The sequence below is a fragment of the Enterococcus sp. JNUCC 77 genome (genome assembly GCF_054819945.1).
The window spans coordinates 1,624,368-1,648,377 of record NZ_JBTHIG010000001.1; the positions used below are offsets into that span (position 1 = coordinate 1,624,368).

Below are 24,010 nucleotides of genomic sequence, written 5' to 3' on the forward strand. Positions count from 1 at the left end.
ATAATTGCCTGTTAATTATAACACAACCATTAGGTGTCTTGACAGTTATATGAAAATTTGCGGGAAAAAAAAACGGAGACACTAATCTCCGTTAAAAAGTTACATTTTGTTAGGCGCTTCTACGCCTAGCAATCTTAAATCTTCTTTCAAGATTACTGTTACCGCATAAACTAAAGCAAGACGTGCTTCTTTTCCTTGATCTTCTACCAATACTTTTGTATGGGCATAATATTTATTAAAGGCTTGCGCCAATTTAATCGCATGTTTTGCAATAACTGATGGCTCATACTGATCCGCAGCTTGAGTGACTGTTTCTGGGTAAGTTTGTAATAGTTTGATGATTTCCCAGCTATCAGCGTCATTTAATTGATAACTCACTTTCGCATCTGGCTTAAAGTTGGCTTTTTCTAAAATTGTCATTGCCCGCGCGTGTGTATATTGTACATATGGCCCTGTTTCCCCTTCAAAACGAACGACCTCTTTTAAGTCAAAATCAAAATTATTTAAGCGATCATTTTTCAAATCATGGAAAATTACAGCTCCAACACCGACTTGATGAGCTACTTCTTCTTTATTTGGCAGATCAGGATTTTTTTCAACAATTTGTTGTAACGCCGAGTCTTTTGCTTCATTCAAAACTTCTTCCAGTAAAACAATCTTCCCTTTACGAGTAGATAATTTTTTACCATCCTTAGTAATTAGACCAAATTTTATATGTTCCATATTATCAGACCAATCAAAGCCCATTTCTTTTAAAACTGCTTTTAATTGCTTAAAGTGAACGGTTTGTTCGTTTCCAACGACGTATAAAGATTTTTCAAAGTTGTAAGTCCGTTTGCGATAAATCGCTGCTGCTAAGTCGCGAGTGATATACAAAGTTGCACCATCAGATTTTTTAATCAAAGCTGGATTTAAATTATACGCTTCAAGATCAACAATTTCTGCCCCTTGATCTTCTTTCAATAAATGTTTTTCTTCCAACATAGTTACTACTTCAGCCATTTTGTCATTATAAAAAGCTTCACCGTTGAAAGAATCAAAGGTAATACCTAACATATCATAAATATTATTAAACTCTTTTAATGATTCATCTCTAAACCATTGCCATAACTCTAAGGCTTCTGCATCATCTTCTTCTAGTTTTTTAAACCAAGCTCGTGCTTCGTCATTTAATACCGGTTCTGTCTCAGCTCTTTCATGAAACTCAACATACAAACGCAATAACTCGGTAATTGGCGCAGCCTTAACGGCTTCAGCAGATCCCCATTTTTTATAGGCAACAATTAATTTACCGAATTGAGTTCCCCAATCTCCTAAATGATTGATTTTTACTGGTTGATAACCAATTTTTGCTAAAATCAAACTAATTGAATTCCCGATAACTGTTGAACGTAGATGGCCCATCGAAATTGGTTTGGCAATATTTGGCGAAGACATATCAATCGTGACATTGTTTTCATTACCAATATTGCTGTCACCAAAATGATTCCCGTTAGCAACTACTTCTTTTAAAACGGCTTGACTAATAACTGTTTTGTTCATAAAGAAGTTTAAATAAGGTCCGACAACTTCAATTTTTTCAAAATCAGTTGAATCAATTTTCTCAGCGATGTCTGCTGCAATTTGTTGTGGCGCTTTTCTAAAAATTTTAGCTAAGGCAAAAGTTGGAAATGCTACATCTCCATGGTCGGCTGATTTCGGTTTTTCTAAAAAATTAACGATTTGATCATAAGATAATTCATCACCAATTGCTGCTTGTAATGCTTTTGCTACGATTTCTTTATTATTCATTCCTGTTTCCTCCCTTAAACGCAAAAAAAGTCCCTGATGTAAAAACATCAGAGACGAGAATTCCCGCGGTACCACTCTTATTGTCGTAAAACGACCTACTTTTCTATAACGGTAGCTGCCGTTTCATCTCAAAAGTGCGATCTTTACCTTCCATTTATCTGGCTTTCACTAACCCAGACTCGCTAAAAATTTCCGATAAACAATTCTTTTTCTACGATGAAATAAATATTTGAACTCATCTTATCAAATATTTTTCCATCTGGCTAGTCAATTATGCTTTCGGAATAAATAAATTTCCTAAAGTTGCAGCCATCACCGCTTTAATCGTATGCATTCGATTCTCTGCTTGTTCAAATTGATGAGCATATGGCGCATTAAAGACTTCATCAGTGACTTCCATTTCGCTCAAGCCATATTTTTCTTTGATTTCTAAAGCTACTTCCGTATTTAAATCATGAAAAGCTGGTAAGCAATGTAAGAAGATAGTTTTATTATTTTTCGTTTTATTCATCAATGTTTGGTTCACCTGATAAGGCAATAACAAATCAATCCGTTCTTGATAATTGTCTTCTTCACCCATAGATACCCACACATCAGTATAAATCACATCTGCTCCTGAAACACCTTCATCAATATCTGCTGTAATCAGAATTTTTGCACCGGATTGAGCTGCCGTTTTTTCTGCTAAAGCAATTAATTCCTCTTTCGGATATAAACTTTCAGGTGTGACGATATGAATATTTACACCTAAAATTGCTCCGGTAATTAATAAAGAATTAGCAACATTATTTCTACCATCTCCAACATAAGCCAAAGTAAGATTCTCTAAAGTTCCAAATTGTTCTTTAATGGTTAAAAAATCGGCTAACATTTGAGTAGGATGCCAATCATCTGTTAAACCATTCCATACCGGTACCCCTGAATACTTAGCTAAATCTTCCACAACTGCTTGTGAAAAGCCTCGGAATTCAATCCCATCAAACATACTGCCTAAAACCTTTGCTGTATCGGCAACCGATTCTTTTTTTCCTAATTGAATATCATTTTTTCCTAAAAACTCTGGATGCGCACCTAAATCAATCGCTGCTGTAGTGAAAGCCGCGCGGGTTCTAGTGGACGTTTTTTCAAATAGTAAAGCAATATTTTTTCCTGCTAAATAATGGTGTTGGATATTTTGTTGTTTCAAGTGCTTTAAATGAGCTGCGAAATCTATCAAATTATTCAGCTCTGCCTGGTTAAAATCCAATTCTTTTAAGAAACTTTTCCCTTGAAATATTGAATACATAAACTACCTCCGCGTGAATATTTAATCAAAATATTCATTTAAAATTTATTTTTATTCATTTTACCTGATGTTTTTGCAAATTTCAAGCAAAATAAAGAATCGTCGAATATTTTTCGACGATTCTTAAATTAGATGTGTTCAAAAGCCAAACTTGGGTCAGCATTTAAGTCCATAGCTGCAAACTGTTGTTGTTGCATTTCGATTTCAGCAGCAGCACCAATCATGGCTGCATTATCGCCACACAAACGTAGAGGTGGTACAACAAAGTCTAATTCAGGAAAATATTCAGCAATTTCTTGACTAAATTTCTCTCTTAAGCCTTGATTAGCTGCAACGCCACCGGCTAGAACCAATTGATTTACATCATATTCGGTACAAGCCCGTAAAGTTTTAGTCACCAACGTTTCGATTACACTAGCTTGAAAACTAGCGGCCAAGTCTTCTTTAATTAATATTTCATTTCGTTGTTCGGCATTATGTACTAAATTTATAAAGGCACTTTTCAGTCCGCTAAAGCTAAAATCATAATTGTCTTCTTTTAACATGGCACGAGGAAAATGATAAGTATCCTTTCCAAGATGCGCCAATTGATCGATTTCACGACCGCTAGGATAGCTTAAACCCAACACCCGTCCAACTTTGTCATAAGCTTCTCCGGCAGCATCATCTCGTGTTTCACCAATAATTTCATAAGAACCATCTTTTGCCATGTAAACCAATTCAGTATGACCACCGCTGACTAATAAAGCCATCAACGGGAAATTCAAGGGTTTAACTAATTTTGCTGCATAAATATGTCCCGCCATATGATTTACTGGAATCAGTGGTAAATTGTTCGCCCAAGCAAAAGCTTTAGCAGCACTTAAGCCTATTAATAATGCCCCAACCAAACCAGGACCATACGTTACCGCAACTGCTGATAGATCTTTTGCTGTTACCTTTGCTTCAGTCAGTGCATCTTCTAAGCAAAGAGTAATTTGTTCCACATGATGACGACTAGCCACTTCTGGTACGACTCCGCCAAAACGTTTATGGCTATTAATTTGCGATGCGACAATATTTGATAAAATTTGATTGCCATTTTCAATTACTGCGACACTGGTTTCATCACAGCTACTTTCGATTGCTAATATTAATTCTCTATCCATTTTCTTTTCCTACCTTTAAGGCCATCAATACCGCATTTTCCGTGGGTTGATGATAATAATTTTTCCGCTGACCAATTTTCTCAAAACCTTTTTTTAAATAAAAGTTTTGTGCCTGAAGATTTGACTCTCTTACTTCTAAAAAAATAGTTTTGACTTGTTGCGACTCTGCAAACTCAATTAGTTTCTTCAATAGTTCACTGCCTAAGCCCTTTTGTTTAGTGGCAATATTGGTAATTTCAATCTCATCTAAAACATGGTGGATACTTAAAAATGCCTCTGACAGATCATTGCCGGCAAAAAAATAATGACTGTGGTCAAGTGCTAAGTCACTTTCGAAATCACGGATCTGCCATGGACTACCGTATTCGTATGCAGTTTGGCAAATATCCCAGACTATTTGTGGTACTTCATCCTTAATCATCTATTTTTTTCACCATTTCCAAAGCGTCTTCTTGGTCTTCTGTATAATAATTTACGTGAACCTGAGCCAAATCAAAACCAAAACGACGATAAAGTCTTTGGGCCGCATGATTTGATGCCCGCACTTCTAATGACATCGTTTGGCAGTGATAAGATCGTGCAAATTTTTCTGTTTCTGCCAATAAATAGCCGCCAATCTTTTTATTTTGATAGCTTGGTTTAACTGCAACATTTGTAATATGATTGTCTCCAGACATGACCCGACTACCAATAAAAGCTACCAGCTCACTTTCTTTGAACACACACAAATATAGATGAATCATTGGAGAATAAATTTCAGAAATAAAGGCACTTTTACTCCACGGAGCAAAACCAGCGTAAACATCTTTTTCCAATTCAATAACCATTGATACATCGCTATTTTTCATCGTTCTCACAAAAAAAGTTTCATTGTTTATGATAACTTCTTTTGGCGTAAAGTTTGGCTGTTGTCCGTAAATTAAACTTCTTAAAAATCCGCTAAACTTTTTCAACATAGTCACTGCCTGCTTCATGGGTAGCTAACCATTTTTCTTCTGCTTCTACACGTTTTAAATAGGCTGGAACAAAACCATCAATATTGTTTTCCGGCAAAAAGTCCTCTGCTAATTTGGCCAAGACTGCGCCGCTAGGTAAATTCAACTGACTTATTGTAACTTTTGCGTCAGGAATCATCGTTTGAATGTCTGACAAGAACTTTTCAGCTTCCCCCACAAAAATAGCTTTTTGTTGTAATTTATTTAATAACTCAGGCAGAGGAATATGTTGGTCTGGTAATACATTTGTCAGCTTATTGTCTTGCCATTGATAAATTCCCGCGTAAACATTATTTCGACGGGCATCAAAGATCGGTACAATCAATTCATCCGTTAGAATATTTGCTGCAATTCCAGCCAAACTTGATACCCCTACCAATTCAATATCTAACGTTTTGGCCAATGTTTTTGCAGTTGTTACGGCAATCCTAATACCAGTATATGACCCTGGTCCCTTTGCCACCACGATTCGATCCAAATCAGCTGGAACTAAATCACTGGCTTTCATAACTGCCTCAATAGCAGGCATCAAAGTTAAACTATGGTTGGTTTTTTTATTTAATTGGAAATTAGCAATGACTTGATCATCTACCACTACCGCAACTGTTAAGGCTTGGTTAGATGTATCCATGGCTAAAACTTTCATTTTCTTTCCTCGCTTTTTTAAGATAACGATAGTTTAACATAAAATAGTTTTTGGTTATAGCCTCTGTGTTTCACCAAAAAAGCAAAGCAGACTGAACTACTTTGCTTTTAAAGATTAGCTGACTGAATCTCTTATTATTAATTTTGTACTTAACATAATTTTACGAGAAACTGGTGGCGGCTCTTTAATATTTTCTAACATAGTTGTTACTGCTAATTCGCCCATCCAATCAGTTTCAACCTTAATCGTTGTTAACGGTGGTGATAAATATTGCGCCACACTGATGTCATTAAAACCAACAATTGAAACGTTTTTTGGAATGAGATAACCTTTTTTCTTTAACGCTTGCATCGCACCAATCGCTAATGCGTCACTAGCACAAAAAAACACTTCAGGAATAGCTCTTTTTTCCTTTAAAAATAGTTTGATGGCTTTTTTTCCTGCCTCAACGGAAAAATGATCAGCAACGATATAATCAGCTAATAAATTTTGCTGAGTACTTGAAGCTTTAAAAAACTTCAATCGGGGATCGGGAATTTCTTGCTGGCTACCTTTTGTATATTCCTTGCCACTTAAAATAGCCACATGTTTAAATGATTTTTCTTGGAAGAAGGCCAGTAGTTTTCCAATACTTGCTTCAAAATCAACAATAATAGAATCAACATTTGCTGCAGTCCCATCAAAATCAACGAGCAACAAATGGTCATCCAGTTTTTTTAATTTTTGAATCTGCTCTGTATCAAATTTTCCCACTGCAATGGTTCCATTTACAACTGTTTCTGATAACTGTTCAAAAGACTCTCTCAATAACTGGATATTCAGCTCTTCTGCTTTTTTCTCAATCCCCATTCGAATCGAATAATAGTATAAATCTGCCAATTCTTCTTGACTGTCATACCATTGGAGCAAACGAATGACGGTCGCTTCTTTTTTACTTGGGCGTTTGTGTTTGGTATAGTTCAATTCCTCTGCCGTGGCAAAAATTTTAGCTTTTGTTTGCTCACCGACAGATAAGGTCGCATCATAATTTAATACACGAGAGACTGTGGCTGGTGAAACACCGGCTTGTTTGGCAATATCACGAATTGTTGCCATATTTTCTCCCCCTACAAAGAATCAGTAAATTTTTTAAAAGCATTTTGCCCTTTTTCATTCCGCTTAAAGACACCTGCGTCTTCTAAGACACGTGCAAAAACCTGACCAACTGCCTCTTGAACAACTTTTTCTACATTTTCTGTGGTGATTTCTTTTTCTTGCTTCAGGTTATCTGCCCAGGCAATATGATATTCAGAGATTTTATTGGGTTGATCTAATAAATACTTTTCAACCTCAGCTAATTCGGGTTTCAAACGAGGTGGTAAGATAGCTAGACCCATTACTTCGATCAAACCAATATTTTCTTTTTTAATATGCTGAACATCAGGATGAGGATGAAAAATCCCGTCAGGATATTGTTCTGAAACATTATTATCCCGTAAGACTAAATCAATTTGAAAGACCTCATCGACCTTTCGCGCAATCGGTGTGATGGTATGATGTTGAACGCCATCAGCTGTTTCAGCAACAACTTCCACCGTGGAATCCGTATATTTTTGCCATTGTTTTAAAACATAATCTGCTGCTAGACTTAAATCTTGAGAATTTTTACTGATTAATCGAATTACAGACATTGGCCATTTAACGATCCCTGCATTTACTTCAGGAAATCCTGTTAAATTAAAAGCATGTTCGATCTCAGCAACCGCCATCGGAAAAGTATGACGCCCCCCTTGATAATGGTCATGAGATAAAATCGAGCCTCCGACAATTGGTAAATCAGCATTAGAGCCCACCATATAGTGAGGCAAGACTTCAACAATTTTCAACAGTCGTGTAAAGGTTGCTTGGTTAATTTTCATCGGACGATGTTCTTCCGACAAAATAATGCAATGCTCATCATAATAAGCATATGGAGAATATTGTAAGCCCCAAGACTCTCCATCTAAATTCATTCGAATAATCCGGTGATTTGTTCGAGCAGGATAATTTAGACGACCTTTATATCCTTCATTTTCCATACATAATAAACATTTTGGATAATCGACTTTGACTGCATTTCTTTCAGCAGCAATTTGTTTTGGATCTTTTTCTGGTTTCGACAAATTAATGGTGATTTCTATGGTACCGTAGTCTGTTTCAGTAGGAAAAATAATATTTTGAGCAATTTCCCGAGTCTTAATATAATTATTGTCACGACTTAATTGATAAAAATAGTCAGTCGCAATTTTTGGATCTTTTGAGTAGTATTGGGCAAAATAAGCATTTACCACTGATGGTGGTGGCGTTAGCAAGTCCATGATTTGAGCTTCTAAAATATCTCGTTCTGCCGGGATATCAGCTATCAATTGGTTCTCAAGTGCTTGAGCTAATAATTTTTCCAGCAAATCAAGGCTGTTCTCAGTAACCACCCGAACTTTTCTTTCTGTTAATACATCTTCACCGATTAAAGCCAATAATTTATTTTCTAAATAAATTCGATCCAAGTCCATCCAACCACCAGATTGAATGGCTAAACTAATAAAATCTGTCACAACTTGACTGATTGACATGTCTATTCCTCCGCTTATTTATCTCCATAACCATTTGGATGACTAACATGCCAATTCCAAGCAGTTTCAATAATTTTTTTAATATCTGTATATTTTGGATTCCAATCTAAAGTTTCTTTAACTTTGTCACTAGAAGCAACTAAACGACTTGGATCACCGGCTCTACGTGGGCCTACTAAAGCTTTAATTTCTTTGCCCGTCACTAAGCGTGCAGCATCCAGCATTTCTTTTACAGAGTAGCCATTATTTGAACCTAAATTGAAGAAATTGCTGGTATTTCCTGCTTGTAAATATTTTAAAGCCAAAATATGCGCATCTGCTAAATCTTCTACATGGACATAGTCGCGAATACAAGTCCCGTCTGGCGTATCATAATCATCGCCAAAAATGGTTAAATGATCTCGTTGGCCTAAAGCAACCTGTAAAATAATCGGAACTAAATGTGTTTCCGGTGTGTGGTCTTCACCGATGCTAGCATCTTCTTTTGCACCTGCCACATTAAAGTAACGTAAGGCTACATAACGCATCCCATAGGCATTGTCACACCACTTCATCATTTTTTCCATCATTAATTTGCTTTCCCCATATGGATTTTTCGGGTTTGTCGGTACGTCTTCTGTAATTGGAGAAACGGTAGGTTCTCCATAAGTTGCAGCAGTTGAAGAAAAAACAATATTTTTTACTTTAAATTCTTCCATCACTTCTAATAAAATTTCCATCCCACCAACATTATTATTGAAATACTTCAAGGGATTTTCAACGGACTCTCCCACCAAGGAGCTAGCGGCAAAATGAACAACACCCTCAATGGCTTCTTTTTCAAAAACATGTTCCAAAAATTTCTTATCACGACAATCTCCCAAATAAAATGTTGCATCAGGATGAACTGCATCACGGTGCCCAGTTAATAAATTATCCACCACCACTACTTGATAATTTTTTTGAATTAATTTGTCGACTGTATGAGAACCGATATAGCCTGCGCCACCTAAAACTAGAATTGACATAAGGAATCTCCTTTCTAAGAGAAAAATATTTAGTAAACAAATTATATTTTGTTTACTAAATATTTACAAGTGTTTTATTCATAAAACTTTTCATTTTTTCCTTTTTCCTTCATAATAGAAATATAGAAAAGGGGATGATTTTATGGGAAAATTTTTCACAGGCTTTGTAACAGGGACCCTAACTACTGCAGCAGTTGTTGCAGGCTTTGTAATGGGTGTTAAAAAAACAGTCATTGATCCAATCGAAGAAAAAGAAGCGAAGATTGAAGAAAATCGACGTAAAGCACAAAGAAAACGGGTTTCTCGTTAAAAAATAGAGTGTCGGCAGAAAGAACGATTCCTGCCGACACTCTTATTTTTCTAGAACTTCTTTTAAGACAACTGCTTGATTATCTACTTGATCTTTGGCACCATACAATAAAGTAACTGTATCTTGAGTTGCTACAATTTCTTTTAATTGCATCAAAGCACTTGCTGCTTCTCCTTCAGCAAGTTCAGCTAAATAGCGCGTTTTAAACTCAGAAAATTTAGTTTCATCATGATTGAACCACTTCCTAAGCTCAGTCGATGGGGCCACTTGCTTCAGCCACAAATCTAATTGCGCCCGTTCTTTAGAAATTCCTCTAGGCCAGATTCGATCTACTAATACTCGATATCCGTCATTTTTTTCAGCCTCTTGATAGATTCTTTTAATTTTTATCATTCCAATGCCTTCTTTACAAAAAAGCCCATGAAAAATCAATAATTTCCACAGACTTCAAATTTAATCCAATTTTTTTTCTTTTATTTTACCTGTCCATTCTTCTAGTCCACCTTTTAAGATAAACAGATTCGTATAACCTTTTTTTCGTAAAAAGTTAGCTGTTCGAGCACTTAAAGCGCGACTTTGATCATAAATATAAATAGGTTGATCTTTTCTCAAAGATACATAAATTTCTTTTAATTGGGTATAAGGAAAACTCCGTGCACCTAAAATATGTTTCGCTTTAAATTCATCACGTTCCCTTACATCAATTACTTGGGCTTTACGCATCCCTTCTTGAAATTCTTCTTGTGTTAAAATAGTTGCCGAATGACGCGTCATTAGACGCACTCGTAAGCTTGAAAGCAGCATAACTGCTAAAATTGAAAATAAAACAATATTAATTACCCACCAAATTGACATCTCTTAAAATCTCCTCTTCTATTTCACTAACGAAGCAGCACCAATGACTCCAGCTTCGTTACCTAAAACGGCTAATTTAATTTTGGTACTTTCACGAACTTGTGGAAAAGTGAATTCTTCAAAATAAGTTTCCACACGACTTCTTAAAAATTCTCCTGCAGCTGATACACCACCACCGATGACAATTGAAGATGGATTTAAAGTGTTGCCCAAATTGCCACAAGCCAAGCCTAAAAAGTAACATACCTTATCTACAACCATTAAAGCCAAATCATCACCAGCTTGTGCCAACTCAAAGACATCTTTACTAGTGATATCTTCACCATTATCCAAGCGTGATTTTAATTCAGCCGAGCCGGCATATGCTTCCGCCATTGAACGAGCTACGCGCACAACACCAGTTGCACTGGCTACAGTTTCAAGGCAACCACGTTTTCCACAAGTACACATATAACCACCAGGATCAACAGTAATATGACCGATTTCACCAGCAGCTCCTGCAACGCCATGAAGTAATTGACCATTCATAATAATTCCGCCGCCAACACCTGTTCCTAAAGTCACGAAAACAACATCTGGATCATTTTCACCAGCACCACGCCAGCGCTCTCCTAGTGCAGCAACATTAGCATCATTATCCAATTTAAAAGGAATCTTAGTTCCTGCTTCAACTTGTTTTTTGACTTGTTGCAATGTTGTCCAATTCAAATTATAGGCACCAATAACTGTTCCATTGACAATATTAACACTACCGGGTGTCCCCATGCCAATACCAATAAAATCTGCGGCTTTCATATTAAATAAATCCAAATGATGATTAATTGAAGCAATAATATCTGGAACAATATGCGTCCCTTCATCTAAAATATTGGTTTCAACACTCCATTTTTGTTGGACATCACCATTCTCACTTAAGATAGCAAATTTAATCGTTGTACCACCTAAATCAATTCCTAATAATTTTTTACTCACGGTCTTCACCTTCCAAACTTTCTTCAATGTGATGCTCACGTTTTAAAATTCGCCAGCCGTTTAAATAAGTATCTCGATCAATCAAGTGACCGTCGTATAAATTTTTCAGTTCTATTTGCATCAGTTCAATATCATAAATTCTTTTGCCTAAATAGACATAGATGCCAAATTGTTTTAATAATTGCTGCACATCGTAGAGGCTCTCCACATTTTTCACATCCTAAATATTATACAAATAAGCCAATTGTTAAACAAGCACAAAAGTTAATTTTTTATGCTAATCCAACTTTTCTTAAACCGATTAAAATACAAATAACGGTAAAAAAGATTAAAAGTATAGCGCTAACTACCCGAGTTCGGACAGAAAAGCGATCTTTCGCTCCTGGAATACCCACGATTGCTCCAAGTAACCCACCACCAACAAGCCCACCAATATGACCCCAAATATCAATCGACGTGTCAAAAAGATTGAATACTAAATTTAACAAAATAAAGATGGTGAATTGTCTGGTTAAAGCCCGCATCGCGTAATTATCACGATAATGCAGACCAATCATTAGAAAACCACCAAAAATCCCAAAGATTGCGCCAGAGGCTCCGCCTGACAAAACATTGGGTTGGTTAAAAGCAAAGCCAGCTACACTACCAGTAATTCCTGATAAAAGATAGACAATGGCAAACCGCCAGTGACCAAAAATTGCTTCACATTGCTGACCCATAAAATATAAAACAACCATATTAAAGGCAAAATGCATCAATCCAAAATGAATAAAGATTGGGGTAATGAAGCGCCAATATTGGTGACCGTAAGCGATTGATAAGCTGGACATACCAAGCAATCTTTCAACTGAATCATATGGAATTAAAAATTGAATCAAAAAAACTGCTGTTGTAATTCCAAAAATGGTATAAGTAACATAAGGTTTATTCTTCATAAATTCTCCTATTCTGCAATAAATAGTTGCTTAACGGGTATATCATACTCTGCTGCTTGCCAGTCATCAGAAAGCTGTTCTCGATAGAGCAGACTGACCGTTTCTCCTTGATAATCCACCAAATAACGATCATAAAAACCACCACCAAATCCAATTCGTTTTCCTTGATGACTAAAAACCAATCCTGGAACAATCAATAAATCGATTTGCTCTTTGATAGCTTCGTTTTCTGTATCTGGTTCTTGGACACCAAATTTTGAAGTGTAAAAAGCTGTATTTTGATTAATCCAATGAAAGACTAGTCTTCTTCCAGGCATAGATTTAGGTACAGCAACTTTTTTTTGAGTTAAAAAAGCTTCATTTATGATTGGCGCCGTCGGAAACTCAATCTCGCTTGAAATAATGACACCAATTGATCTTGCTGCTTGCCAAGTTTGACTAGCAAAAAGCTCCTGATAGATAGCCTGTGCACGTCTACCTTTCTCAGATAGACTAATTTCTTTTAGAGTTTGGATCATTTGATTACGTTTTTCTTTCTTATTAATCGGGCTCATCTCCTATCCTTCGATACTACCAAAAAAGAACCAAAATAAAAAGAGGTCTTCCTCTTAATATTTTGGTCGTAGTAATTGAAATACAAAATAAGGTGCGCCAATGATTGAAACGATAATTCCAGTTGATAGTTCGCCATTGGTTACTATTACTCGGGCAATAATATCACTAAAAAGTAATAATACGGCTCCGATAAAGCCAGTCAAAAGTAAAGTTGTATTATTTTTTTTACCAGAAATCGTTCGGGCAATATGCGGTGCAATTAATCCAATAAAGCTAATACTACCAGCCATTGCGACACTAACCGCAGCAAGACAAACTCCGCAAAATAAAAAAGTCATTTGAGTTCTTTTTAATTTAATACCTAAACCAATCGCTGTCTCGTCACCTAATTCTAAGACCTCCAACTGACGCCCTTTTATTAATATAATTGGTAATAAAATCAGCAGCCAAGGTAATAGTAAGAAAACATGTTGCCAAGTAGTCCCCCAGATTGTTCCCGACAACCAAGAAGTAACCAATTGATAACTATTACTGGACGCTCTCACTGTGCTAATTAATGTTAAAGCCGAAATTCCTGCGTTAACAGCTACTCCCGCTATCAAAATACGATTAGGTGCTAAACGATGAGCCTGACGTCCAAAAAAATAAATTAAAGCAGCGGCAACAAAACTTCCTAAACAAGCTATCAATGGCAATCCCCAACTGGTGTCACTGCTAGAAAAAAAACTTAAGTAAATCAGGACTGTTAATCCAGCACCAGAGTTAATCCCTAAAATTCCAGGATCCGCTAGTTCATTATGCGTTACACTTTGAAATAAATAGCCTGAAATGCTCAATCCAATACCTGCTAAAATAGAAATCAGCAATCGTGGAAATCTAAAATCCAGAATAATTAATTGTTGCGCATAACTGGCATTTCCAGAAAAAAATTGATACAAGTCTTTACTACTAATCGGTAATGTCCCGATTGTTAAGCTGAAATAGGCACCTACTAACAATAGGATAAGCAGGAGGATCCAAATAACTTTCTTTTTCATAGACTCCCCTTCCTAATCTGCAACAATAAAAATGGGACTCCAATAATAGTTATAATTACACCGACAGGCGTTTCCGTCGGTGGTGCAACAAAACGCGCACCACAATCTGCAACAATAAAGAATAAAGCACCAAATAAAATTGATGCAGGTAAGACTGTCCGATAATCATAACCAACAAAATATCTCACAATGTGTGGCACAATTAATCCGACAAAGGCGATCGTACCTGCTAAAGAGACCGCTCCTCCGGCTAATAATAAAACCAAAAACATTGTCCATTTTCGAATTCTTTGAGGCTGACGTCCTAAAGCAATTGCTGCCTCATCCCCCATACTGAGCAGGGTAATTTGCGGACTGATTAATATAGTTCCGACTAAACCAATAATAATGATTGGTGAGATAATTTTTATTTGGTCCCAAGTAATATTCCCTGTGCCACCAACTAACCAGAAAGTGATGTCTTGATTCAAATTAAAAACCAAACTAATACTTTGGCTTAAAGAAGTAAAGAAGGCACTTATTGCAGCCCCTAACAAAACAATTCGAATAGGTGACATGCCAATTGAAGGTCTGCTAGAAGCAAAATAAATTATTAAAATTGCTACCAAGGCACCCAGGAATGAACCGATAATCGCATACATTGGCGAAGGAATGGGATTAAGCATGAAAATAATTGCCAATCCCAGACCAGCGCCTGAGTTTATTCCCAATAATCCTGAGTCGGCTAAAGGATTAGAAGTAATACCTTGCATCAAAGCACCTGAGGCAGCAAAACTCGCTCCAACAATTGCAGCTCCTAACATTCTAGGCAAACGTAACATTCTGATCAGTTGTTGATTTTGCTGTTGTCCATCAAAATTAAAGAGTGCGGGATAAATATCAGTCCATTTTGTTGTAACAGCACCAAAACGTAAAGAAATAATCATCGCAACTACTAAAAGCACCAGCACGCTAGAAAAAAAGATTCGTCTTTTCAACCGCTAGGCCTCCTTCTTTAAATTATAAGAAACAACAATTGGTTTACGATTTTCTGTCGATTCAATAATTGTTGCTTGAATATCAAATAGTTGTGCTAAATTTTCTGGTGTAAATATTTCTTTCGGCGTTCCTTGAAATGTTAAAATGCCTTCTTTCATACCTAAAATATGGTCTGAAAAACGTGAAGCATGGTTCAAATCGTGGATAGTCATTAAAATAGTTTTTCCTTGCTGATTAATAGTTTCCAACAACTCTAAAATTTCCAACTGATGGGCAGGATCTAAAAATGTAATCGGTTCATCTAAAATTAAAATATCGGTATCTTGTGCAAGTGCCATCGCAATCCAGACCCGCTGCTGCTGACCACCTGACAAAGAGGCAATTGGGCGATCCTTTAAGTGGGTAATGTTACAAGCATCTAGTGCCCAACGAATTAATTCATGATCCATTTGTTTCAAGCTAGAAAAACCTTTTTGATAAGGAAAGCGACCATATGCAACAATTTCTGCCACCTTTAAACCATTGACTGCTTGACTATTTTGAGATAACGAAGCAATTTTTTGTGCAACCTGTTTAGAATCTTGTCGCTGAACATCTTCTCCATCAACAAATACTGTGCCACTTTTTGGGATTAGGATTCTAGCCATTGCTTTCAACAGTGTAGTTTTCCCACTACCATTAGGGCCAATTAAACTAGTGATTTTCCCATCAGGAATTTCAATCGTGACATCCTTGATGACTATTTTTTTTTCGTAGCCAACCACTAAATCAGCTGTATGTAATTTGGTCATAAAAATTTTCCTCGTTTCTGTGATAACCATTCTCAATTATGGCGTTAAAAAAGTGTATCGTCAATCAAAATTTTGATAAAAAATCCAATTGACAGACAAATCTCTTTCAGTGATAATAATAGATGAGAAAGATTCTCAATTAAATCACGAGGAGTGCAAAAATGTTTAAGAAAATAACTTTCGCTACGATTTCTTTAGTTACACTATTTACACTGGCTGCTTGCGGTCAAAATAATAATGATACAACAGATAGTTCTAAGGCTGGTGACACTAGAGAATTAACTGATTCAATGGATCATAAAGTCGAGGTCCCAGATAAACCCAAACGGATCATCGCTTCATATTTAGAAGATTATCTTGTTGCTTTAGATGAAACACCCGTAGCCCAATGGACTGTCGGTAATGATTCAGATCAAGCTTATTTACAAGATCAGTTAAAAGATGTACCAAAAATAAATTATGATTTACCCTATGAAGATGTTTTAAGCTTTAATCCTGATTTACTACTCATCGGTTCTAATGCAACAGTCGAAAATGGAAAATACAAACAATATAATAAAATTGCGCCGACTTATGTTGTAACCAATGGTGATAATGTCACTTGGGAAGATCAATTAAATGATATTGCTAAGGTTCTAAACAAAGAAGACAAAGCCAAAGAAGTCGAGGCTGACTACAAAGATTTAATTGAGACAACTAAAAATGACTTAGCCAATAAAATCGAAGGAAAATCTGCAGCAGTTATCTGGGTGACTAACAATTCTGCTTTTATGGTGGCAGAAAATCGTTCAAGCGGTCGTCTATTATATGGTGACCTAGGCTTTGAAGTTCCAGAATTAACCAAAGACATCAGTACTGAAGCAACTTCCGATTGGACGCAAGTTTCTTTAGAAAGCTTATCCCAATTAGATGCAGATTATTTATTCTTGGTTAATAGTGATGAAGGTGCTGAAATGTTTAATGATGATTTATGGAAAAATATTCCAGCAGTGCAAAATAATCAATTATTTAGCTACGGAGCTGAAAGTAGCTGGTTATATAATGGCCCGATTGCCTACACTGAAATGGCTAAAGATGTCACTAATGCTTTAAAATAAATATTTTAAAAAAAGGGTCCAAGCTCAAAAAAATGAGTTTGGACCCTTTTAAATGACTATCTGTACCAAGGACGGCCCTCGGCATTTATTTCTGACGCCGACTACGCCGGAAATTATTTTCTGTAGAAGAAGTTGATGAAAAATCCGTCTCTTCATTTGAGCTATTCTCAATTGAATTCGTGTCCGCTTCATGGCGACTGCGGCGACCACTGCGAGTAGCACCACTTTTTTCTTCTAATTTATTTTCGTCTTTTGCCATCAGTTTCAAACGATAAGGTTCGTGGTAAGTAATTCCTCCTTTAGAAAAATCACCACCAACAATGAATAACCCAACGGTTGCCAGAGGTTCTTCTTGATGAATACGACCAATTTCAGATAGACTTTGATAATTTTGACCAATCTGCAAAGAGTATTCTGACTCACTTAATTTCTTTACATAGTAATATGGATACAGCGTATTTTCATCAATCAAGAAGCCTTCCCGTTTAGCTAAATCATTGGTTTTTATTTCTCCAGAAACAATCATTGTCTGAATATTAGCAGCTAAGGTTAGTTGATAATCATCATGGTAGTCAACTGAAACTTCTTTGGCATTTTTAAACATTTTAGCCGTTGTTCGTTTCTTTTCTTCACTTTGAATATTAAAGGCATCATCTGGCAAAACTTTAACAAAAAGTTGCGTGATATCAAACTTGAGGTTTTTATTAAGAAAATAATAAAAGAAATTCAAGACAAAGAAGTAAACAAAGATTAAAAATACTAAGGCATACAAGAAAAATTGAACATAGCGGCCATTACTCCACAAGCCATAAATAATCCGTAAAATGTAGACAGTAGGTATAATACTCAAAATCGTATAGCCTCGATTTAAATATTTAGGACTGATATCCAAATAACCTAAAAACTTATTGATTCCATTAATGATATCTAAGAGAAAGGTCATTCGTTGCCACCTGCTTCCGGTGTCACAGCATTTTCATTTGTCGCCGATGATGAAGGAGTTGTGTCATCTTGTTGGATAGATGAACTGCTAGACGAACCATAACCATCATCATTGGTTTGCGAGCTACTCGAATCATAATTATTATAATTATTGCTATCTTCTGTTGATAGGGAACTAGAAGAACTGCCAGAAGAATCTTGTGAGCTAGTTGAACTATCAGTTGAAATACTACTTTGAGATTCACTTGTCACAGAACTATTGCTTTGACTAGTTGTTTCCGTTGAACTATTTCCAGAATTACTGCGATAACTGGAACTATTGACAACTCCTGTTGCTGTAGCAATTAAAGTTGATAACGTCAATAAAGCGATTGGTTTTAAAATTGGTGGGACATTACGCACGTGATCATTCCTCTCTATTCATTTGTCGCAATAGAAATTTTTTAGTTTGATTTTAAAAATCATTTGTTAAAAGTTTAGCAAAAAATATTGATGATACCAAGAACTATTCATGAGTCTTTGAAATTATTTAACACAAAAAAGCTGAAATCCTCAATAATTGAGAATCCCAGCTCGACTTTTAAAAAATTATTTTACTTCACGGTGCAAAGTAACTTTGCGTTCACGTGGGCAATATTTTTTCTTTTCCAAACGGTCAGGATTGTTACGTTTGTTTTTATTTGTTAAGTAGTTACGTTCTTTACAAGAAGTACATTCTAAAGTGATGTTTACGCGCATGATTTTCCCTCCCTCACAACAAAATTTACTAAGATATCTCTCAGACTATGACATCATAGCATTTTTTTTGTTGCTTGACTAGTGTTTTGAGAAAATTTGTTAAGTAATTCTACTTGACGTTTAAGCCAACAATTTTTCAATATCTAACGCAATTTTTTCCGGCTCTGTTTGTGAACTATAGCGTTTTACTACATTTCCTTGACGATCTACTAGAAACTTAGTGAAATTCCATTTGATTGCATTGTTAAGTAAACCACCTTGCGTTTCCTTCATGTATTTATAAAGCGGTGATTGATTTTCACCGTTCACATCAATTTTAGCAAAGGTTTCAAAAGTGGTATTATAATTCAATTGACAAAATTCAACAATTTCTTCATTCGAACCTGGCGCTTGATGACCAAATTGGTTACAAGGAAAATCCAATACTTCAAAACCTGATTTTTGATAAGTATCATAAAGTTTTTGCAGACCCTCATATTGTGGTGTAAAACCACAACCAGTTGCTGTATTAACAATCAATAAAACCTTGCCCTCGTAATCAGCCAAACTTTTTTGACTACCGTCGACTTCTTTTACTTGAAAATCATAAACTGACATTGTTTTTCCTCCTTAGGGGATTCACTTATTGTGTTGCGCCAAATTGTGCGGCATAAGCATCAATAATTTCTCTTCCAATTGTTTGGGCTGTTGAATCGTGAGACGATGTAAGTTGTGGAATAACAACACTTAAAGAAACCGTCGGATTATCTGATGGTGCATAAGCAACTAAATTGCTATTAATTGTATTGATCACTTCACCATTTACCGTAACTGAAGTTTCTGCTGTCCCAGTTTTAGCTGACATATCTAACGCCGCTGTTCGCAATGAGGTTCCTGTTGTATTCGGATCGCTGCCGTGAACCACTTGGTAAAATCCTTGACGAATTATTGCCATTTGCTCAGCAGAAATATTGACATTATTCAATGCTTCTCCAGTAATTTCTTTTTCCAAATCACCTAAACCACCGTCACTTGAATTGTCATAAATTCCTGAAACCAAGTGAGGAGAAATCCGTGTGCCACCATTCGCGACAGTTGCTGCATATTGCGCCAATTGCAACGCACTATAAGTATCATACTGACCGAAAGAAAGGTCAAGCAAGTTACCTCCACCAGGTCCAGTGCTTTCGCCAAAGTTTTGTCTCACAATCCCAGTGTCTTCACTTGGTAAATCAATCCCAGTTTTAACACCTAAACCATATTCGGCAAATGAATTCCTTAATTTATCGTAAGCAGCTTTAGTACTAGCTATTTGCGGCAAGGTCATATTGTAGGAATATTCAACACCTAACATTCTCAACACCAGTTTCATCATATAGGCATTTGATGACCATTCTAAAGCTTTGACTGTGTTTGTGGAGATTTGATTACCAATTGATGTCCGATTGTAAATGGAGCCTTTGATCGCCGTACCTGCAAGCTTAATTGGTTCATCGATTAAAGTATCATTTCCAGTAATGACACCTTGTTCATAACCAGCAGTTACGGTTGCCCCTTTTACCACAGAGCCTGGTTCAAAAAAGTCGTTGACTGTTCCTAAAGCATATTCATCTAAATCACTGCTTCCAGCTTTATGAGAATAGCCAACCATTGATAATATATCGCCATTGTTTGGATCGGTCACAACCACATAAACTCCCGGTGAATATTGTGCATCGCCATTACTAATCAACGTTTGATAATTCCGCTCAACAATTTCTTCTACTTTTTGTTGAAAAGTGCTATTAATTGTTAATTTCAAATTATTTCCTTTGCTACCTGAATTAATTTCTTCAGTAGACTTAACGTTGCCTTGTTTATCTAAATTTACTTTAGTTTTACTTTTCTTTCCTTGAAGTTCACTTTCATATTCTTTCTCAAGATAGCTTTGTCCAACTCGATCATTTAGAGAATAACCTTTTTTCAAATACTCATCCACTTCATCAGCGGGTAAACCTTCCTTTTCAGTGGAAACAGTTCCCAAAATGCTTCTTAGCGAACTATCTAAATTACTACTGTAAGAACGAGACCAATCCCAACCGGTTGAGACACCGTTTAAGCTTGAAGCATTCTCAGAAATAACAGCTAATTCTTCGTCAGTAACTCCTTCATTTTTCACAAAAACCGTATTCAAGGCAGTCGCTGCATTCATATTTGTAAAGATTGTCGCTGCTTTTAATTCTTCTTCATTAAAATCAATTTGTTCATCAGTCACATTCTTAACCATCTCGCTGTATTGGTCAGAAGTACTTTGAACTTTTTGTCGGTTGGTTAAATTGTTTTGCGCCTCTTCTAAATGCTCGGGATCTGCTAAATAGTAATCTTTTTTATCTCGACTTGTTAAGTCTTCATTAACTGGCATATCAATTAATTCATTTAAGCGATTCGCTAATTGATAAATATCGGCAGCTTCGGTGTTGTTTCCACGAGTATAGATAATAGCAGCATTGGATTGATTGCTTACTAAAGCATTTCCTTCAGCATCATAAATCATTCCTCGCGGCGTACTGCCAGTTACCGTGACCGAGGTTGATGCATCTAATTCTTTGGTTAAAGCTTCTTTTTGATCAATTTGCAAATAAGCCAAGCGTCCAACTAAAATAGCAAACAATGTGAAAATAACAAAAAACAAAAAGTTTAACCGAAATGGTACATGGCTCGTCTTTGATTTCCCTCGATGTTTACGTTCGGCATCAGCCAATTTTCGGGTTAATTTTATAAAAGGACTAAAAATTTTTTTTAGTAGATTTGATAACTTCATATGTACATTCCTTCCAGTTTACATTACTTTCATATTGTAGCTGAAATTTGATTTTTTAAAAAGGATTAGTCTGCTTATCTTTTTATAAGTTTAATCTTTAGGTCTTATAATATTCACAAATGTTTCACATTCATTTTAAAAAAGGCAATCGTTTTTTTACCAAAACCGAAATATCAGTTTTTTTACCAGATAAAATTATTGTTGAGCGTGAAACATTTTTTACTGTTTTTTTTTGTGGAAAAGTCACTATCTTTAAAATCCATTGAAATAAAGTCTTCTAAAAAAGATTTCCACAAAAAAAAGGTACTCTTCATTTATCAAAGAGTACCTTGGTTCACTTTAGCCACGGCTAAAGTTTTTAATATCTGCATTAATCGCTTCAACAAAAAGATTTAATGCTTGAACTTCTTGTTCTTCTTGACCATAGCGACGGACATTCACACTAGCACTTTCTACTTCTTTATCCCCAACAACTAAAATGTAAGGAATTTTTTGCGTTTGTGCTTGACGAATCTTGTAGCCCATTTTCTCATTTCTTTCATCGACTTCCACACGCACACCTTCACGTACCAAGCGATCTTTAACTTCATAGGCATATTCACCATGATGTTCAGGAGAGACTGGGATAATTACCACTTGTTCTGGAGCCAACCAAGTTGGGAAAGCGCCTTTGTATTGTTCAATCAAGTAAGCTGTAAAGCGTTCCATCGTTGAAACAACTGAACGGTGGACAACGACTGGACGATGGTTCTTTCCGTCTTCACCAACATATTCCAATTCAAATCGTTCTGGTAATAAGAAGTCAAATTGAATCGTTGATAATGTTTCTTCTGTACCCAAAGCTGTTTGTACTTGCACATCCAATTTAGGACCATAGAAAGCTGCTTCACCATCTGCTTCAAAATAAGGGAATCCTGATTCATCCATTACTTCTTTTAACAGACGTTGAGAAGTTTCCCACATTTCATCATCATCAAAATATTTTTCTGTATTTGATGGATCACGATAGCTTAAGCGGAAACGATAATCTTCAAAACCGAAATCTTCATATACTGCTAAAACTAAATCTAAAGTATGGCGGAATTCATCTTTAATTTGATCTGGACGAACAAAGATGTGGGCATCATTCATCGTCATTTCACGTACCCTTTGCAAACCTGATAATGCACCAGATTTTTCGTAGCGGTGATCCATTCCTAATTCGGCTAAACGAATTGGTAATTCACGATAAGAATGCACGTGATTTTTATAAATCATCATGTGATGTGGACAGTTCATTGGACGCAAGACAAGACTTTCGCCGTCTCCCATATCCATAATTGGGAACATGTCTTCTTTATAATGATCCCAGTGTCCAGAAGTTTTATACAATTCTGTATCGGCTAAAACAGGCGTGTATACATGTTCATAGCCCATTGAGATTTCTTTATCTACAATGTAACGTTCGATGGTACGACGGATTGTTGCACCTTTTGGTAACCAGAATGGTAACCCTGAACCAACTTCTGGTGAAACCATAAATAAATCCAATTCTTTCCCTAATTTACGGTGATCACGTTCTTTAGCTTCTTCTCGCATTTTTAAGAAATGCTCTAAGTCTGCTTTATTGAAGAAAGCTGTACCGTAAACCCGTTGCATCATTTTATTATCAGAATTTCCGCGCCAATATGCACCTGCGACTGATAATAATTTAAAGACTTTGATTTTACCAGTTGATGGTACATGCGGTCCACGACATAAGTCTGTAAATTCTCCTTGAGTATAAGCAGTAATTACATCGTCTTCTGGTAAATCATTGATTAATTCAACTTTATAAGGGTCATAGCTAAAGAAATCTAGCGCCTCTTGACGGCTCATTACTTTGCGTTCAATTGGTAAGTTTTCTTTGACAATTTTTGCCATTTCTTTTTCGATTGCTGGGAAATCTTCTTCAGAAACCTGAACTTCACCATTGTCGGTATCATAATAAAAACCGGTATCGATAAACGGTCCGACACCAAAATGAATATTTGGATACAGACGGCGCATAGCTTGAGCCATTAAATGCGCTGAAGAGTGACGTAATAAATCTAACGCTTCTTCATCTTGATCAGTAATTAATTTAATTGATGCATCTTGATCGATTGGTCGATTTAAGTCCTCTAATTGATCATTTACTACAATTGCTAATGCTTTTTTTGCTAATGATTTAGAAATACTATCTGCAATCTCTAAGCCGGTAATCCCATCCTTGAATTCATTGACTGATCCATCTGGAAATGAAATCTTAACTGTCATTAAAAAATTCCTCCTTAATATTTGATGATATAAAAAAAGTCCTAGTGTCTGCATGACACTAGGACGAATCAACGTGGTTCCACCTAATCTTTGAGCCGAAGCTCCTCTAAGCGATAACGGTGCTGTATCCGCCCTTGCATTTAACAAAGGTCAAGAAAGTGGTCATCTCAAGTTTTGTTGGAAAATTCTCAGCCTAGCTTTTCCTCTCTTTAAAACAAATAACAAGATCTGTTGTCTTTCATATCAATCAATTTATGTAACATTATAAACATGTCTTCAAAAAA

General features: G+C 36.1%; 25 protein-coding genes and 1 pseudogene. 2 read left to right on the top strand and 24 right to left on the bottom strand.

Annotated elements, in window-relative coordinates; genetic code table 11:
- Window positions 1-99: 99 nt before the first annotated feature.
- From argS to galE, 9 genes are all read right to left on the bottom strand, one after another.
- Window positions 100-1,791 carry an arginine--tRNA ligase gene (argS, locus tag ACVWNY_RS07970; RefSeq protein WP_218325008.1) on the bottom strand — a complete coding sequence of 564 codons (1,692 nt, stop codon included), beginning with the start codon at window positions 1,789-1,791 and terminating at the stop codon, window positions 100-102.
- Window positions 1,792-2,062: 271 nt separating this feature from the next.
- Window positions 2,063-3,076 carry an ornithine carbamoyltransferase gene (gene argF, locus ACVWNY_RS07975; protein ID WP_218325007.1) on the bottom strand — a complete coding sequence of 338 codons (1,014 nt, stop codon included), beginning with the start codon at window positions 3,074-3,076 and terminating at the stop codon, window positions 2,063-2,065.
- 128 nt (window positions 3,077-3,204) lie between these two features.
- Window positions 3,205-4,224, bottom strand: a complete 1,020-nt coding sequence (tsaD, locus tag ACVWNY_RS07980) for a tRNA (adenosine(37)-N6)-threonylcarbamoyltransferase complex transferase subunit TsaD (protein WP_218325006.1) — start codon at window positions 4,222-4,224, stop codon at window positions 3,205-3,207.
- Entirely contained in the window at window positions 4,217-4,645 is a 429-nt protein-coding gene (rimI, locus tag ACVWNY_RS07985; protein WP_218325005.1) for a ribosomal protein S18-alanine N-acetyltransferase, read from the bottom strand. The genes tsaD and rimI (ACVWNY_RS07985) overlap by 8 nt, the downstream gene beginning before the upstream one ends.
- Window positions 4,638-5,180, bottom strand: coding sequence for a ribosomal protein S18-alanine N-acetyltransferase (rimI, locus tag ACVWNY_RS07990; RefSeq protein ID WP_218325004.1), 543 nt, complete (start codon window positions 5,178-5,180; stop codon window positions 4,638-4,640). Before rimI (ACVWNY_RS07990) ends, rimI (ACVWNY_RS07985) begins: the two co-directional genes overlap by 8 nt.
- On the bottom strand, window positions 5,164-5,865 hold the full coding sequence (gene tsaB, locus ACVWNY_RS07995) for a tRNA (adenosine(37)-N6)-threonylcarbamoyltransferase complex dimerization subunit type 1 TsaB (RefSeq protein ID WP_218325003.1): 702 nt from the start codon (window positions 5,863-5,865) through the stop codon (window positions 5,164-5,166). The genes rimI (ACVWNY_RS07990) and tsaB overlap by 17 nt, the downstream gene beginning before the upstream one ends.
- 114 nt (window positions 5,866-5,979) lie before the next feature.
- A complete protein-coding gene (locus ACVWNY_RS08000; protein WP_218325002.1) occupies window positions 5,980-6,960 on the bottom strand; it encodes a LacI family DNA-binding transcriptional regulator in 981 nt (326 codons plus the stop codon).
- Window positions 6,961-6,971: 11 nt separating this feature from the next.
- Window positions 6,972-8,453: a UDP-glucose--hexose-1-phosphate uridylyltransferase gene (galT, locus tag ACVWNY_RS08005; protein WP_218325001.1), complete on the bottom strand. Its 1,482-nt coding sequence runs from the start codon at window positions 8,451-8,453 to the stop codon at window positions 6,972-6,974.
- Between the two features lie 14 nt (window positions 8,454-8,467).
- Entirely contained in the window at window positions 8,468-9,460 is a 993-nt protein-coding gene (galE, locus tag ACVWNY_RS08010) for a UDP-glucose 4-epimerase GalE (protein WP_218325000.1), read from the bottom strand.
- Window positions 9,461-9,602: 142 nt separating this feature from the next.
- Between galE and ACVWNY_RS08015 the strand changes: the two genes are divergently transcribed.
- Complete coding sequence (locus tag ACVWNY_RS08015) at window positions 9,603-9,770, top strand: DUF3042 family protein (protein ID WP_218324999.1); 168 nt, start codon at window positions 9,603-9,605, stop codon at window positions 9,768-9,770.
- A gap of 42 nt (window positions 9,771-9,812) precedes the next feature.
- On the opposite strand, the gene ACVWNY_RS08020 is transcribed toward ACVWNY_RS08015, so the two are convergent.
- The 9 genes from ACVWNY_RS08020 to ACVWNY_RS08060 form a co-directional block, all read right to left on the bottom strand.
- Window positions 9,813-10,163 (bottom strand): DUF488 domain-containing protein, encoded by a 351-nt coding sequence (locus tag ACVWNY_RS08020; RefSeq protein ID WP_218324998.1) that lies wholly within the window; start codon window positions 10,161-10,163, stop codon window positions 9,813-9,815.
- A 60-nt stretch (window positions 10,164-10,223) separates the two neighbouring features.
- Window positions 10,224-10,625: a rhodanese-like domain-containing protein gene (locus ACVWNY_RS08025; RefSeq protein WP_454071214.1), complete on the bottom strand. Its 402-nt coding sequence runs from the start codon at window positions 10,623-10,625 to the stop codon at window positions 10,224-10,226.
- Between the two features lie 18 nt (window positions 10,626-10,643).
- Entirely contained in the window at window positions 10,644-11,597 is a 954-nt protein-coding gene (locus ACVWNY_RS08030) for an ROK family glucokinase (protein WP_218324996.1), read from the bottom strand.
- The gene (locus tag ACVWNY_RS08035; RefSeq protein ID WP_218324995.1) at window positions 11,590-11,805 is read right to left on the bottom strand and encodes a YqgQ family protein; all 216 of its coding nucleotides are present in this window, start codon (window positions 11,803-11,805) and stop codon (window positions 11,590-11,592) included. Before ACVWNY_RS08035 ends, ACVWNY_RS08030 begins: the two co-directional genes overlap by 8 nt.
- Before the next feature lie 64 nt (window positions 11,806-11,869).
- Window positions 11,870-12,532, bottom strand: a complete 663-nt coding sequence (locus tag ACVWNY_RS08040) for a rhomboid family intramembrane serine protease (protein WP_218324994.1) — start codon at window positions 12,530-12,532, stop codon at window positions 11,870-11,872.
- A gap of 8 nt (window positions 12,533-12,540) precedes the next feature.
- Window positions 12,541-13,086: a 5-formyltetrahydrofolate cyclo-ligase gene (locus tag ACVWNY_RS08045; RefSeq protein ID WP_218324993.1), complete on the bottom strand. Its 546-nt coding sequence runs from the start codon at window positions 13,084-13,086 to the stop codon at window positions 12,541-12,543.
- A gap of 54 nt (window positions 13,087-13,140) precedes the next feature.
- Complete coding sequence (locus ACVWNY_RS08050) at window positions 13,141-14,124, bottom strand: FecCD family ABC transporter permease (RefSeq protein ID WP_218324992.1); 984 nt, start codon at window positions 14,122-14,124, stop codon at window positions 13,141-13,143.
- The gene (locus ACVWNY_RS08055; protein WP_281419005.1) at window positions 14,121-15,101 is read right to left on the bottom strand and encodes a FecCD family ABC transporter permease; all 981 of its coding nucleotides are present in this window, start codon (window positions 15,099-15,101) and stop codon (window positions 14,121-14,123) included. Before ACVWNY_RS08055 ends, ACVWNY_RS08050 begins: the two co-directional genes overlap by 4 nt.
- A gap of 3 nt (window positions 15,102-15,104) precedes the next feature.
- Complete coding sequence (locus tag ACVWNY_RS08060; protein ID WP_218324991.1) at window positions 15,105-15,893, bottom strand: ABC transporter ATP-binding protein; 789 nt, start codon at window positions 15,891-15,893, stop codon at window positions 15,105-15,107.
- Between the two features lie 161 nt (window positions 15,894-16,054).
- On the opposite strand from ACVWNY_RS08060, the gene ACVWNY_RS08065 reads away from it, so the two are divergent.
- Window positions 16,055-16,990, top strand: a complete 936-nt coding sequence (locus tag ACVWNY_RS08065) for an ABC transporter substrate-binding protein (RefSeq protein ID WP_218324990.1) — start codon at window positions 16,055-16,057, stop codon at window positions 16,988-16,990.
- 187 nt (window positions 16,991-17,177) lie between these two features.
- Here ACVWNY_RS08065 and ACVWNY_RS08070 read toward each other — a convergent pair.
- The 6 genes and pseudogenes from ACVWNY_RS08070 to thrS all read right to left on the bottom strand — a co-directional run.
- Window positions 17,178-17,933: pseudogene (locus ACVWNY_RS08070) on the bottom strand (DUF6681 family protein); the annotation flags it as partial.
- Window positions 17,930-18,334, bottom strand: coding sequence for a hypothetical protein (locus ACVWNY_RS08075; protein ID WP_454071215.1), 405 nt, complete (start codon window positions 18,332-18,334; stop codon window positions 17,930-17,932). The pseudogene ACVWNY_RS08070 and the gene ACVWNY_RS08075, both read right to left, overlap by 4 nt.
- Before the next feature lie 186 nt (window positions 18,335-18,520).
- On the bottom strand, window positions 18,521-18,670 hold the full coding sequence (rpmG, locus tag ACVWNY_RS08080; protein WP_010759508.1) for a 50S ribosomal protein L33: 150 nt from the start codon (window positions 18,668-18,670) through the stop codon (window positions 18,521-18,523).
- A gap of 120 nt (window positions 18,671-18,790) precedes the next feature.
- Complete coding sequence (locus ACVWNY_RS08085; RefSeq protein ID WP_218324988.1) at window positions 18,791-19,267, bottom strand: glutathione peroxidase; 477 nt, start codon at window positions 19,265-19,267, stop codon at window positions 18,791-18,793.
- A gap of 25 nt (window positions 19,268-19,292) precedes the next feature.
- Window positions 19,293-21,449, bottom strand: a complete 2,157-nt coding sequence (locus ACVWNY_RS08090; RefSeq protein ID WP_218324987.1) for a peptidoglycan D,D-transpeptidase FtsI family protein — start codon at window positions 21,447-21,449, stop codon at window positions 19,293-19,295.
- Window positions 21,450-21,788: 339 nt separating this feature from the next.
- On the bottom strand, window positions 21,789-23,726 hold the full coding sequence (thrS, locus tag ACVWNY_RS08095; protein ID WP_454071216.1) for a threonine--tRNA ligase: 1,938 nt from the start codon (window positions 23,724-23,726) through the stop codon (window positions 21,789-21,791).
- Window positions 23,727-24,010: the final 284 nt, after the last annotated feature.

Excerpts from the sequence above, each read along its gene's own strand:
- argS (WP_218325008.1), bottom strand. The coding sequence starts at position 1,791 with ATGAATAATAAAGAAATCGTAGCAAAAGCATTACAAGCAGCAATTGGT.
- argF (WP_218325007.1), bottom strand. The coding sequence starts at position 3,076 with ATGTATTCAATATTTCAAGGGAAAAGTTTCTTAAAAGAATTGGATTTT.
- tsaD (WP_218325006.1), bottom strand. The coding sequence starts at position 4,224 with ATGGATAGAGAATTAATATTAGCAATCGAAAGTAGCTGTGATGAAACC.
- rimI (WP_218325005.1), bottom strand. The coding sequence starts at position 4,645 with ATGATTAAGGATGAAGTACCACAAATAGTCTGGGATATTTGCCAAACT.
- rimI (WP_218325004.1), bottom strand. The coding sequence starts at position 5,180 with ATGTTGAAAAAGTTTAGCGGATTTTTAAGAAGTTTAATTTACGGACAA.
- tsaB (WP_218325003.1), bottom strand. The coding sequence starts at position 5,865 with ATGAAAGTTTTAGCCATGGATACATCTAACCAAGCCTTAACAGTTGCG.
- ACVWNY_RS08000 (WP_218325002.1), bottom strand. The coding sequence starts at position 6,960 with ATGGCAACAATTCGTGATATTGCCAAACAAGCCGGTGTTTCACCAGCC.
- galT (WP_218325001.1), bottom strand. The coding sequence starts at position 8,453 with ATGTCAATCAGTCAAGTTGTGACAGATTTTATTAGTTTAGCCATTCAA.
- galE (WP_218325000.1), bottom strand. The coding sequence starts at position 9,460 with ATGTCAATTCTAGTTTTAGGTGGCGCAGGCTATATCGGTTCTCATACA.
- ACVWNY_RS08015 (WP_218324999.1), top strand. The coding sequence starts at position 9,603 with ATGGGAAAATTTTTCACAGGCTTTGTAACAGGGACCCTAACTACTGCA.
- ACVWNY_RS08020 (WP_218324998.1), bottom strand. The coding sequence starts at position 10,163 with ATGATAAAAATTAAAAGAATCTATCAAGAGGCTGAAAAAAATGACGGA.
- ACVWNY_RS08025 (WP_454071214.1), bottom strand. The coding sequence starts at position 10,625 with ATGTCAATTTGGTGGGTAATTAATATTGTTTTATTTTCAATTTTAGCA.
- ACVWNY_RS08040 (WP_218324994.1), bottom strand. The coding sequence starts at position 12,532 with ATGAAGAATAAACCTTATGTTACTTATACCATTTTTGGAATTACAACA.
- ACVWNY_RS08045 (WP_218324993.1), bottom strand. The coding sequence starts at position 13,086 with ATGAGCCCGATTAATAAGAAAGAAAAACGTAATCAAATGATCCAAACT.
- ACVWNY_RS08050 (WP_218324992.1), bottom strand. The coding sequence starts at position 14,124 with ATGAAAAAGAAAGTTATTTGGATCCTCCTGCTTATCCTATTGTTAGTA.
- ACVWNY_RS08060 (WP_218324991.1), bottom strand. The coding sequence starts at position 15,893 with ATGACCAAATTACATACAGCTGATTTAGTGGTTGGCTACGAAAAAAAA.
- ACVWNY_RS08065 (WP_218324990.1), top strand. The coding sequence starts at position 16,055 with ATGTTTAAGAAAATAACTTTCGCTACGATTTCTTTAGTTACACTATTT.
- rpmG (WP_010759508.1), bottom strand. The coding sequence starts at position 18,670 with ATGCGCGTAAACATCACTTTAGAATGTACTTCTTGTAAAGAACGTAAC.
- ACVWNY_RS08085 (WP_218324988.1), bottom strand. The coding sequence starts at position 19,267 with ATGTCAGTTTATGATTTTCAAGTAAAAGAAGTCGACGGTAGTCAAAAA.
- ACVWNY_RS08090 (WP_218324987.1), bottom strand. The coding sequence starts at position 21,449 with ATGAAGTTATCAAATCTACTAAAAAAAATTTTTAGTCCTTTTATAAAA.
- thrS (WP_454071216.1), bottom strand. The coding sequence starts at position 23,726 with ATGACAGTTAAGATTTCATTTCCAGATGGATCAGTCAATGAATTCAAG.